The organism is Thiorhodococcus drewsii AZ1 (assembly GCF_000224065.1).
Taxonomy (GTDB): domain Bacteria; phylum Pseudomonadota; class Gammaproteobacteria; order Chromatiales; family Chromatiaceae; genus Imhoffiella; species Imhoffiella drewsii.
Genome location: NZ_AFWT01000034.1, coordinates 1 through 12,250, shown reverse-complemented (window position 1 = coordinate 12,250; position 12,250 = coordinate 1). Strand labels below are relative to the sequence as shown.

At 60.3% G+C, this 12,250-nt stretch carries 8 protein-coding genes; 3 read left to right on the top strand and 5 right to left on the bottom strand.

From position 1 onward, the window contains the following. Positions 1–24: 24 nt before the first annotated feature. The 5 genes from cas7c to THIDRDRAFT_RS18045 form a co-directional block, all read right to left on the bottom strand. Positions 25–1,143, bottom strand: a complete 1,119-nt coding sequence (gene cas7c / locus THIDRDRAFT_RS18065; protein ID WP_007042345.1) for a type I-C CRISPR-associated protein Cas7/Csd2 — start codon at positions 1,141–1,143, stop codon at positions 25–27. A gap of 12 nt (positions 1,144–1,155) precedes the next feature. Beyond that, positions 1,156–2,973 carry a type I-C CRISPR-associated protein Cas8c/Csd1 gene (cas8c, locus tag THIDRDRAFT_RS18060; RefSeq protein ID WP_007042344.1) on the bottom strand — a complete coding sequence of 606 codons (1,818 nt, stop codon included), beginning with the start codon at positions 2,971–2,973 and terminating at the stop codon, positions 1,156–1,158. Next, positions 2,970–3,623, bottom strand: a complete 654-nt coding sequence (cas5c, locus tag THIDRDRAFT_RS18055; RefSeq protein WP_245535885.1) for a type I-C CRISPR-associated protein Cas5c — start codon at positions 3,621–3,623, stop codon at positions 2,970–2,972. The genes cas8c and cas5c overlap by 4 nt, the downstream gene beginning before the upstream one ends. A gap of 118 nt (positions 3,624–3,741) precedes the next feature. Next, the gene (locus THIDRDRAFT_RS18050) at positions 3,742–6,060 is read right to left on the bottom strand and encodes a CRISPR-associated helicase/endonuclease Cas3 (protein WP_007042342.1); all 2,319 of its coding nucleotides are present in this window, start codon (positions 6,058–6,060) and stop codon (positions 3,742–3,744) included. A gap of 268 nt (positions 6,061–6,328) precedes the next feature. Further along, positions 6,329–6,940 carry a 2OG-Fe(II) oxygenase family protein gene (locus tag THIDRDRAFT_RS18045; RefSeq protein WP_007042341.1) on the bottom strand — a complete coding sequence of 204 codons (612 nt, stop codon included), beginning with the start codon at positions 6,938–6,940 and terminating at the stop codon, positions 6,329–6,331. A gap of 272 nt (positions 6,941–7,212) precedes the next feature. On the opposite strand from THIDRDRAFT_RS18045, the gene THIDRDRAFT_RS18040 reads away from it, so the two are divergent. The 3 genes from THIDRDRAFT_RS18040 to THIDRDRAFT_RS24030 are packed head-to-tail and all read left to right on the top strand — an operon-like array spanning position 7,213 to position 12,123. After that, positions 7,213–8,370, top strand: a complete 1,158-nt coding sequence (locus THIDRDRAFT_RS18040) for a porin (RefSeq protein ID WP_007042340.1) — start codon at positions 7,213–7,215, stop codon at positions 8,368–8,370. Next, positions 8,370–8,786 (top strand): type 2 periplasmic-binding domain-containing protein, encoded by a 417-nt coding sequence (locus THIDRDRAFT_RS18035; RefSeq protein ID WP_007042339.1) that lies wholly within the window; start codon positions 8,370–8,372, stop codon positions 8,784–8,786. Before THIDRDRAFT_RS18040 ends, THIDRDRAFT_RS18035 begins: the two co-directional genes overlap by 1 nt. Positions 8,787–8,808: 22 nt before the next feature. Further along, positions 8,809–12,123 carry a PAS domain S-box protein gene (locus tag THIDRDRAFT_RS24030; protein WP_007042338.1) on the top strand — a complete coding sequence of 1,105 codons (3,315 nt, stop codon included), beginning with the start codon at positions 8,809–8,811 and terminating at the stop codon, positions 12,121–12,123. The last annotated feature ends 127 nt before the right edge of the window (positions 12,124–12,250 follow it).

The window sequence follows — 12,250 nt, the reverse complement described above, 5'->3', positions numbered from 1 at the left end:
GGTCGCTGAACATTCCCGCTTGTCTCAGATCATGCGAGTCAGTGTGACTCCTTTGCCAAGATCTAGCGGTTTGTCTAGCGATAGACGGCGCTCCAATGGCTCGCCATCGAGTGTGATTTCGTAGTCGGAAAACGCGCGTGCTGGTCCGTCGCCATTCCGGCGAGCAACCTCGATCCGGTCGAACAACTGGTGAGCCGGGGCGTTGCCAAGCCGATCCTGGTGTTTGAATACGAGTAATGCCCGTGCCGACATCTCCCCGCGCGCAGCCGATCGATCTTGATCGAACAGTTGGCTCAGTGCCTTCCATAACAGATCGAGGTCTGCATCGGTGAAGCCTGTTTTTTCCGCGAACGGGGCACTGATGAATCCGTGCGCCCGATAGAGCCCATAAGGCACCGTGAATTTGCGGCCCATGGTGCGGTTGTCGCCGTGCTGTTTCGCTGACTCGGCTTCAGTCGCAACGGCAACGCGGGTGATCGCATGCTCGGATGAGACAATCGGGTCGATACTTCGAGCGAAGGTCAGTTGGACTGGACCTCTGACTTGGCCGCAATTCGGGGCCGATTTCAGGCTGAGGACCGCGCCAAAGGTGCGGATATCGAAGAAGTTTGCGCACATCCACTCACGCCCTTTTTCGGTTTCCTCGGCGGTAGGTTTGCGTCCCTTGGATCCCTTGAGCATCTCTGAGAGGAGCTTTTTGATCTCGGTGCTTGGCTTGACCTCCTTGAGCCATGTTTGAACCAACTTCTTGTCCACGTCCAGGGCAAGCGTCAGGATGTTTTCTCCGTCTTCGTTCACGTCGAGCGATAGCCCGTCGGGAAGATCCAGCTCTTCCAGCGCCTCTTGCATGCTATCTGGCACCGGCCTGCTGACGGTTTCGCCCAGGTTGAATCCCAGCGCCTTGAAGGCTTCGACATGGGACTGGCCCAGCACGGCCTTTTCGCGCACGTAGATATCGTTCGGTCGGGTGTAGTCGTATGACAACGCCACGAAATTGCGGATCTTGCGCTTGATGCAAACGTCCGTCACCAGTCCGTGGCCGGTTTCGGGATCGACTCTGGGGAGGTTGCCTGCATCCGGATCGCCATTCGGGTTGCCGTCCCGGACATCGAAGAAGTAGATGAAGTCGTAACGGTGTTGCATGGCGGCTTGTCCTTAATCAGGGTTGGTCCGTTGGGTCGCGGGAGCGGTTTGGTTCTTGGTCGTGCGGCCAGTGAAGAGATCCTTGCGCTGGTGGTAGTAGCCGATCGCGAACAATCCCTGGTCCTGGAGGCCCAAATGGGTCGGCATCGCCGCGAGTCCAGCCACGATGTCCTGGACCAAGCGCTCGCGGTTGATCTTGGCTCCTGGGTTGAGCTTGCCGAGATGGTGCTGATAGGTGCGAAGCAAGCGTGGAAATACGACGCCAGGAGTGGCCGAGGCGGCACTGTAGAAACGGTCGCGGATGGTGGCGTTGATGCTGCCCAAGGCGTCTTGCTGGGTCTTTTCGAGTACGGCGAAGAGTCGGCCGAGCCGGTAGGCGGGTTCGGGCTTGTCGGGGTCCAGGCTCACGGGGATCTCTCCTTGTCGTTGTCGTGGCAGGCGCGTCAGCCATGCCTTGAGGATGGCTGCACGGTAATAGTTGATCTCGCGATCGGCGCGAATGCGCCCGATCACGGCCGAGGCGAGTGCGTTTGGATATGCGCTGCCGGTCATGATGGCGCGCATCAGTGCGCCGCCGAGCAGTGGTGGAACGTCTTTCGACTCGCGGGCCGTCTCGTTCAGTAGCATCCAAATGGGCGGGAATTCGCGCTCTGGATGTTTCGCGTCCTTGCCGAATTGGGGCACGATGCGCAGTGCCTCGTAGTGCGAATGCAGGCGGTCGAACAGCTCACGCAGGGTCGAAACATGCCAGAAGCGCACGGAGAGGCGAGCGGCATTTGGGGCAAGGCCAAGGAGATAGAAAGGGGTTTCTGGATCATCGCCCAGGTTGCTCAAATTTCCTGCCGAGCCTTCTCGTAGGGCATGCAGCAACGCTTTGATCCGAGCTAATGCGCTCGCGTCCTGGGTAGATTCCGGTAAGTCGCCGCCGAGCAAATTGGCGAGCAAATCCTCTATCAGGGTTGGCTGCTCGGTCCAAAAAACTGCGGTGGTGTCGCCGATGTGTAGCCGGTGTTTGTCGCTTTTGGGGCCGCTCAGGATGCTATTGAGTGCGGTGCAATATTTGAAGGCTGCACTCTCTGAGACGGGCGAATTCCAGCTTTTGTCCTTCCCGTATGACGAGAAGGCGTCGCAGTTGAATGAAACGATTTTCGCGCCTGAGCTTTGAGCGCCAGAGATCCCTTTGATGGCTGGCTCATGGAGTTGGGCCAATGGTTCCATCATTCCTGTAATCAGACACATTCCGTGCTGCGAATCGTCGGCGTTATTCTGTTGCTGCTGTCCTTGCCACCAGGCACTGATTTTTCTGCGCTGATGTACGTAGCAGGTTTCGCCTTGAATCCGGAAGACCCCGAAACCGATTCCAAGCTCAGCGAGTATTGGATGTTCGCGACAGTGCTTGGGGTGCCATTGCTCGATAAAACGGCATATTGCTGAGAAACCGGGATCCTCGATGTTTTGCTCGACTTGCAGATGTCGATCTCGAAACGCGGCTTGTGATTTCTCGGCGCGCGCCCTTAGATGGTTGCGCTTGTCTGCGGAAAGGTTGGGATCGTCGGCCTTGTATCCGAGCAAGTAGGCTGCGTTGTCCCAGAGGAAACAGGGATTTAGTCCAGAGCCTGACGACTTGCTTTGGCCTGGGACCAAGCGCTGTATGGGGATTGGCTTCTTACCGCTGTGATCGCGTACATCGTCGATCTGAATCAGGGCGCCATCCAAAGCCAGGACGATCTCGAAACTGATCTTCTGCAAGCTGTAGCCAGATGGCGCGACTTTGTAGGCTGGATCCTCGACCAATCGATCATAGAGTGCATGCAGCGATTGCAGGATCATGATCCCAGCATCTCCATGGTGGCTTCGAGGCAGGCTTGCACGTCGATCACCCCATCGACCATGCGGGCGCGGAAGAAACGGGGTGTCATGCCGTCGGCGAAGTCGATGTCGTGGAGCATGAAGCCGAGGTCGCGTTCACCGCGCAGGCTTTCAGGGCTAGGTGGGAAATCGCTCTCGACCGGGCCGAAATGGGCGGCGAACTCGCGGCAGCCGAGGTAGGGGCGGTGATAGCAGGCACCTTTGCGCAGACGGCGATTGAACTGATCGAGATGTTTGGCTGCTGGGTCGGTGGGGATAGTGCCGTCGCGTTCTCGTGCATCGAGCAGTTCGAAATGTGCTTCGATGCCGTAACGCACATTCTGGAGGATCAGCGAGGCGCGTTGCTGGCGGTTTTGGGTTTCGTCGGCATAGACGCACAGCGGCGCTGGGCTTCCCTGCATCGCAGCTGAGATTTTTCCAGCTGGCACCTTATGTCCCGAATCGCCGGCTACGGCGACCTCGTTGCGTCGAATATTCGTGAAGCGGATCGGTGAGAGAACGTGGATGCGGTCGATGACCCAGCGGATCTGGGGTTTCCAGTAGATGGCTTCGAGCACGCCACGCGCGCCGGACGGTGTCATAACGTCGTAGGAGACACGTTCCGCTTTCATCTCGGGTCGGGTCCAGCAGGCTGCATCGCCCCAGACCAGCATCCGTACTCCATGGCTCATGCGTTCGCTCCTGAATGGGCTGTCAGCCAAGCGGCGTCCACCCGCCATCCCAAATAGCTCAAGCGACGATGAGCTGTTCCGGATCGTAGACGCCATCCCTCGTCAGGCAGAGGCCCGTGTTCTGGTCGTAATGCAATTCCGGGCTGACCAGTACCGCGAACCGCCCGTGCAGCAGCTCGATAATCCCCCACGCTAGAGCATTTTTCCACTCGAATTGCGGAATCGTCACGCTGTAGCGTTGAAGCCGTCGTGCGATTCCCGCCGGGGGCGGTAAGCGCATCCGGTGAGTAAAACGCAGTTGTTCGATGAGCGTCTGGCTAGTTTCTCCCCATGGGACGATGACAGTCTTTTGCGTGTCCGCGATGAACTGAAAACGCTTGGCAACGGTTGCGAAATCGAACAGAAAGGGGAGTTCGCGATGACCCCAGTTGAAAGAGGCCAGGATCTCTTGCTTGTCCCATTGGTCTTGATGCTGCCAGTAATGCAGCCTGAAATAGGCTTCGATTGCGTCGAGCGCCAGGATGTCGTCGTGCAATGACAGGATCTCGCGGGCGGCATCCGCAGTACGGCGCAGATGTCCGCGTGGAATCGGGTGCTCCGTTTCGTCAGGCTCGAACACCCAGGTGACACCGAGTGTGCTTCGACCCTCGCGGTTGCAGCGGCCAGCTGCTTGAGCGATGGCGTCGATCCCGCCTATCGCCCGGTAGACGACCGGGAAATCGACGTCTACACCCGCCTCGATCAGTTGGGTCGAGACCACTCGGCATGGTTCGTCATTGCGCAGATGCGCGCGAATCTCCACCAGTCGTTCGCTGCGGTGCTGTGAGCACATGGCAGCGCTTAGATGATAGTGACCATCGTCGCCGGCCTCCGCCACGAGCGCCTGATACAGGTCAGCGGCATGGCGACGCGTGTTGACGATGACGAGCACCTGTCTGGTTTCTGTCAGGCGGTTTCCAAGATCTGCCAAGCTCAGCTTGCCAGCGTGACGCACTTCGACCCGCTTCAGGTTGGCGTAGAGCGCTAGTGGGTCGGGCACGATTTCGGTTAGCTGAGGCAGCCCGATCTCGAATTCGCCGGGCCGAAATACGAGAGCGGGCTGGGTCGCCGTGCAGAGCACCAGGGTGCATCCGTAGTGACCGACCAATTCCCTCAAGGCGCGCAGGCAGGGGGCGAGCAACGACACCGGAAGGGTTTGGGCTTCGTCCAACACGATTACTGATCGGGCGATGCGGTGTAGCTTGCGGCATCGAGAGGTGCGGTTGGCGAAGAGCGATTCGAACAACTGGACATTGGTGGTGACGACCAGCGGGGCATCCCAATTTTCGCTGGCGAGGCGGGAGTTCACCGTTTCCTGATCGGGATCGAAATTGGAGTGATGCTCCAGCACGACCTCTTCGCCTAGATCGGCAAAGACATCGCGAAAGACATCCGCGTTTTGTTCGATGATGCTGGTAAAGGGAATGGCATAGATTACTCGGCGCAGCCCATGGCGGGCCGCGTGGCGTAAGGCGAATGCCAGCGATGAGAGGGTCTTACCACCCCCGGTTGGTACCGTGAGTGAATAGAGCCCCGGTGGCTGCTCTGCTTTTTCCATGCAGGCGGTGAGGACTTTGTGGCGTGCATGCTGGACGGATGTGGTTGGTGTGCTGAAGTGTTGCGCGAGCCAATCGGTGAGGTGTCTGTCCATTCGGTCAATGATTCCGAGTGGAACATGCGGCCGGGCCGAGGTGCGCTCGGGTGCCATGAATGACTCGGTTGCCAGGAAGTCTGCATCCGTCAGGCAGGAGAAAATCATGCGGGTGAAGAACGCGATCGAGAACGGGCACGCTTTTCCAGAACCGAGGTCGGCGGGAAGTGCCTTGGCCGGTATCGGTGGGATGCTCAGTAAAGGCTCTGGAACAGAGGGTGCCCAGTCAGGAACATCTTTGCTCAAACGGGCTTGAAGGCAGGATCGGGTCTGGTCGATCGCGTCGGGTAGGCCGGCATGATGGCCGGCAATCGCATAGGCCAGCAGAATGCCTATACCAGGCAATGCCTGGGCCGCGTGTTGCGCTCCAGCGGTCGAGTGGTCCACTTTGCCGCTCGACTCGATGGTGTGTGAATCGTCTTCGCTGGCTGCACTGTTTGACAGATAGTTTTGAAACTCATCCGAGAACTTGCCGAGATCGTGCCACAACCCGAGTAGCCGGGCGGAGACGATGGCAAGGTCTCGCAATGCCGCCTCGTCCGGAGGAATCATCTCGCCAGCATAGCCAGATGCGAGGTCTGACACCTTTTCGAGATGTCCAGTATCGACCGAATCGGTAATCAGTCGCTCCCAAAACGCTGGATCCGCTGGGTGGCTAGGATTGGTGTGCGCGAAGTAGGGCGGCATGAATAGATCCTCGGCGCAATGTTTTGGTGGGTTTTGAAGTAGGTCATTGCCTAGCATCAGGCGTAAATGGTTGATGGCTCGGTGGCGCCGACAAGAGGTTGGCCCGCTTTGAATGCAGGATGGTCTTGAGGTCTGACGGCGTGAAGTTGTCCATCGTGTCCCTGGTTCCTTGATCCTGTTTTGGTGAAGGCGTGCGACCAGCAGCTCGGCTGGTTGTACCCGGATTTCGCACGCGCTCCATCCGGGCGACAGGTCGTTTTCTGCGTCCTCAGGCGAAGACGACCCAGGTGGTGGCGATGTATTTGGCGCCTTCGCGCACGGTGGCGGCGCGGTGTTCGTGGGTCCAGAAGGGCGGGAAGAGCACCAGCGTGCCGCATTCGGGACGGACGCTGATGCCTTGGTGGAGGAATTCGGTCTCGCCGCCGGGGCCGGGGACGTCGTTGAGATACCAGAGTGCGACCAACTGGCGCTGGCTCATCTCGTGGCTGCCGCTGTCGATGTGCCAGTGGTAGTAATCGCCTGGCAGATAGCGCTGGACCTGATAGCCTTCATCCTTGAAGGGCCCTTTGAAATAGGGGTATGCCTCGCGGAACTCGCGGATCGCGGCGGCCAGCGAGCGGAAGAACATCTGGTCGACGTCCTTCCAGTCCTCTTTGTTGCTCACCACCAGATCGCGGGTGCGCTTGATGCTGGCGTTTTCGGCGCGTAGCTGGCCGATCCGACCGGCGACCTGCTGCTCTGGGTTGGCCTCGAAGCGCTCGATCACCGCTTCGCAGAAGGCGGGCGGCAGTGCGAGCGGACGCACGAAGATGAAGCTGCCGGGACTCGCTTCCCGGATGCTGGTGAGCGTGGGGCGAGGGGCGTCTTGGGGCTGGGTCATGTTTCTGGATCCTGTTCGTGGTCTGCCTGAGCGGATTGTCCTGAGGCCTACGGTTATCGGTCAAAAGACGCGCGTCTGATCGTGCCCTTGGAGTCCACATTCAGTGATTCTCTCTGGAGGGGCATTTGGAGGTCGATGCGGCTTGACGTGCGGATTCCTGGCGCTTTAGGGTTGCCGGCCTGAATCCTTTCCTTTCTATTGGCTTTAGGCCAATCAACAGGTTGCGATCTGTCTGTGAGATCGATGCGTGGAGCGGCACCGGGGAGCTTGACGTGAAACACAGGGCCTTGGTCGCTCTTGGGTGTTTGGTCTCGATGCTGTCCACGGGGGCTCAGTCCTATGAGCTCTCCGACTCCTTTCGAATCAACGGTTTCGGGACGATCGGCGTTTCGACCAACGATAGCGATAGGTTGCAGTTTCGGCAGAGTCCGGAGCAAACGACCGGTGTCGGCAAGGCCGAGTTTAATTTCGCCGTCAACGACGTGGCCGGTCTGCAGGGGCGCTATCAGCTGTCAGAAACGCTCTCGATCACGGCCCAGGGCCTGGTCCATTACATGGGGGCCGACGCTTGGGACGGCGATCTCGACTGGGCCTATCTCACCTACGAGGCGCCTCTCGGTATCTCTGCGCGCGTCGGCAAGTTCCGTTTTCCCAATTTCAGAAGCAGCGAACTCGCCTACGTCGGCTATGCGCGCACCTATGCGCGTCCACCCCTGGTCTTCTACGGTGTCGGGGGTTACGAGAATGTCCTGGGCGCGCAGATCGAGTACGAGAGGTGTGTCGGGCCGCTCGATCTGGGGCTGCAGGCGACCTTCGGGCGATCACGCAACGACTCGCCGATCCGTGGCGACGGGGTCCATGACGAGCTCGAAAGCGACGATATCAAGATCCTGTCGCTCAGGCTGGAGGACAGCCGAGGCTGGTTACAGGTCGCCTATACCGAGCTGACCACCGAGCTGACCACCATCGGTGTCAGGCCGACGCCCGTCGATCGAGGCAGCGCGGGTGTCCGTATGTGGAGCGCCGAATGGCAGGTTCGGCTTGGCGATTTCGTGCACGAGGGAGGTTACGGAAAGGGGCTCGTCGACCGCGTTCAGCCCGACGAAAAGGTCTTCTATGCCTCCATCGCCCGTCCATTCGGCGAGTTCACGCCCTATCTGCTCTATAGCTACAAGAGGTTCAGCGATGTGCCCGGGCCGCAGTTGCCCGGGCCGCGGACCGGCATGCCGAGGGGTGGGGCGGATCGATCCAGCATCACCGACGAGATCTATTCGTTCGGTGTGCGTTACGACTTTCGCCCCGGTCTGGCGCTCAAGCTGCAATTCGATCATGTCGAGGTCGGTGCTGGCACCAACCGACTGAGTCTGAATCAGACGGGGGAAGAGGGCTCCCACAATGCCGTCTCGCTCCTCCTGGACTGGATGTTCTGATGCGTCGGCTCATGCTCGCATTCGGTCTGCTTTTCGCCAGCATTGCCTTGGCGCAAGTGGAGCTGGCCGTGATCGTCAATTCCGAGAGTCGGCTTGACGGTATCAGCGATGCCGAGCTGTCACGCATCTTCCTCTCCAAGACCAAGCGGTTGCCGACCGGCGAGGTGGCCCATCCGGTCGAGCTGTCCTCCGGTCCGGACAAGGTCGGCTTCTACCGGAAGGTCTCCGGCAAAAAGGACATCGAGCTCAGAAAATACTGGGCGACCATGATCTTTACCGGCAACGGTCACCCGCCGAAGCAGTTCCGCTCAGCCGAGGATTTGCTCCATTACGTGACGGCCAATCCCGGGGCCATCGCCTATCTTCCAAGGGACGCCGTCGACGATTCGGTCAAGGTGCTGAGAATCATCAAATAGATATGCCATTCGATCGAGCTTGATGCGTCCACGCTTCTCCATCTTCAGCAAGATGCTGATTACGCCCGTGATCGCGGTGATGCTGTTCACGGCCTTTCTCGGCTACACCTATTTGCATCTCCAGCAGAGTCGGCAGCAATCGCTGGAGATCCAGCGACGGCTGTTTCCGGTGATGCAGCTCGCGAACGAGAATCGCATTCTGCTCGATGCCGTTGCCAAGACCTTCGAGGATGCCGTCGGCGCGCGGGAACCGGCCTGGCTCGAGAACGCGACCGTCACCCGCGAGACCATCGAGCAGAATCTCGCTCGACTCCGGGTCTTGCTGCCGAACGAGCCGCGATTCCTCTCGGGACAGATGCGCCAGGACTTCGCGCGGTATTTCGACTCCGGTATGGAGCTGTCCCGCCTGTTGATCCGCGATCTGGATAAGATCGAGCAGATCGAACATCTGACGCTGGTGATGACGGGGGCGCGCGGGGTCGTCCGGGCGAGCTTCTCGGATTTCGCCGACGAGCAGCAGGCCAAACTGCTCGGCGTCTTCGAGCGGACAGCCGCTCGGAGTCAGACCCTACTCGTATCGGGCATTCTGCTGGGCGGTCTGTCGATTGCGCTCATGCTCTATGTCTCGATCACGCTGTCGCTCGCGACCAAGCGCTCCATCAAGGGGCTGCTGAGATCGCTCACCGAGATCGCCGAGGGCAAGCCCGACTTCACCAGGCGCCTGGTTCAGCAGAGCGAGGACGAACTGGGCGAGTTGGTGCGGCGGTTCAATCGCTTCACCGACAAGCTCGAAGCGGATCACAATGCGCTCATCGCGGCCAAGCAGAAGGCGGAGCACGCGATCGAGGTGCTCGGCGAGACGCAGCGCATCGCCGGGCTCGGAAGCTGGGAGTTGGATGTCTCGTCCCAGCGCTTTCGCTGGTCCGAAGAGGTATTCCGGATCGCCGGCCGGGACGGGGCGAGCGAGCCGCCGAGCCTGGAGGGCTATATCGAATGCCTTCACCCGGAGGACCGCGCACGCTTTCGCGACCGGATTCAGGGGGCGATCGCGGGCGATGCCTACGAGATGGAACTCAGACATCTCAAGCCCGGCGGCGACTACAACTACGCCTTCGCCAGGGCCAGGCCCGTCTTCTCGGGCAAGCGGGTGGTCAAGGTCCAGGGCACCGTCCAGGACCTGACCCGGCTCAAGCGCGCCGAGCAGGCGATGCGCAACAGCGAGCATCAGCTGCGGCTGGTGACGGATACCTCTCCCGCCCACATCGCCTATGTCGCGCTGGATACCCTGCAATACCTCTTCGTGAACCGGCGCTTCGAGCTGACCTTCGGCCGGCGGCGCGAGCAGATCGTCGGGCGGCATGTCCGGGAGATCATCGGCGAGGCGGCCTTCGCCTACGCCGAGCCCTTCATCGCCGAGGTCCGACAGGGCCGGCAGGCATCCTATGTCAACACCTTCGAGCGGAACGGCGAAACGCGCTGGATCAACGTGCACTATGTTCCGGATTTCGACGAGGAAGGCGCGGTCAGGGCCATCGTGGTGATGAGCCACGACATCACCGATCTGAAGAACGCCGAGGCGCGGCTGCGTCAGAGCGAGGAGCGGTTCCGCGGTCTGTTCGAGAACATGATCGAAGGCGTTGCCCTACACGAGATGGTCCATGGTGAGGATGGCGCGGCGATCGACTACCGGATCCTGGACGTCAATCCCATGTACGAGACGCATACCGGATACGCATGCGCCAATGTGATCGGTCGTCTGGCCTCGGAGGTCTATGGCAGCCGTCCGCCGCCATTGCTGGACGTCTATTCTCAGGTGGTCGAGAGCGGCGAGCCGACCGGGCTGGAGCTCTATTTCGAGCCGGCCCACAAGCACTTCCATGTCTCGGCCTTCTCGCCTTCTCCCGGCCAGTTCGCGACCGTGTTCGAGAACATCACGGATCGCAAGCAGAAGGAGGAGGAGCTGAGCCTGGCGAAGGAGGCGGCCGAGGCGGCCAGCCGCGCAAAGAGCGAGTTTCTCGCCAACATGAGCCACGAGATCCGCACCCCGCTCAATGCCGTGATCGGGTTCGCCGAGCTTCTGGAGCGCACCGAGGTCGACGCCCAGCAGAAAAGCTATCTGGAATCCATCGAGTCCGGCGGCCGGACACTCCTTCGCCTCATCGACGACATCCTCGATCTTTCCAAAGTGGAGGCGGGCAAACTGCGCCTGCAGCCTGAGCCCATGCTGATCCGTCGGATGTTCGAGGACGTCTGCTCGATCTTCGAGCCCAAGGCGCGAGTCAATGGATTGTCGATCCGACTCGATATTGCGGGTGAGGTGCCGTCCTGCGTTCTGCTCGATGAGATGCGCATGCGCCAGGTTCTCTTCAATCTCGTTGGCAATGCGATCAAGTTCACGCATCGGGGCTCGATCGCGATCGCCGTTCGAGGCGAGGGCGTCGAGCGCGATCCGTCTCGGATCCGATTGCGAATCGAGATCCGGGATACCGGGATCGGCATCCCGGAGCACCAGCGCCAGACCATCTTCGGCAGCTTCGAGCAGCAGGAGGGGCAGAGCAATCGGCGCTATGGCGGAACGGGCCTGGGGCTGACAATCTCCCGCAAGCTGGTGGAGATGATGGGGGGCGAGATCGGGCTCGAGAGTGAAATGGGGGTGGGTTCAATCTTCGCGATCGTCTTGGAGCGCGTTCAGGTCGTCGAGCCTTGCGCACTGGTCTTCGCTCAGCCGGCGGGCGTGACGGAGGTCGTCGAATTCGAGTCGGCCAGGGTGATGGTGGTCGACGACATCGATTCCAATCGTCAGCTGATTCGGGAGATGCTCCAGGATCTGGGGCTGACCGTGGTCGAGGCGTCCAATGGCGAGCAGGCGTTGGATCTGTGCCGCTCGGATCCGCCCGACCTGATCCTCATGGATATTCTGATGCCCGGTATGGATGGGTACCAGGTCGGCGAATCACTCCGCAGCATGCCGGAGACATCCGGGATACCCATCGTTGCCGTGACGGCGTCGGTCGCCTTGTCCGGGCGTCTCGAGGGTATCGCTCCATTGGATGGAATGCTGACCAAACCGGTGAATGCCGTCGAACTGGTGGCGGAGTTGCGCCGATTTCTGCCGATCCGCAGCGTCGTGCGATCGAGCGCGACCAACCTGTTGGGGCCGATGGTCGGTCTTGAACGCGATTGCGACGATGCGGTCAGGGTCGAGATCAAGGGGCGTATTCTGCCCCTGGTTCGGCGGACGATGAAGAGCGGCCTGTTCGACGATGCCCAGGCAGTCGCGGATGTTATGCGCGAGATCGGCCTAGGGCGTGTCATCAATTCCTCGATCGTGCCATGATTCTCGTCCATCATGATCGAAACATTGAGGAGAGCCGAGATCGCACAACGCCGCCATGCCCTGCGCGATGACCAATGGGAGCGCATCAAAGACCTGTTGCCAGGGCGCCCTGGCCACGTTGGTGTCA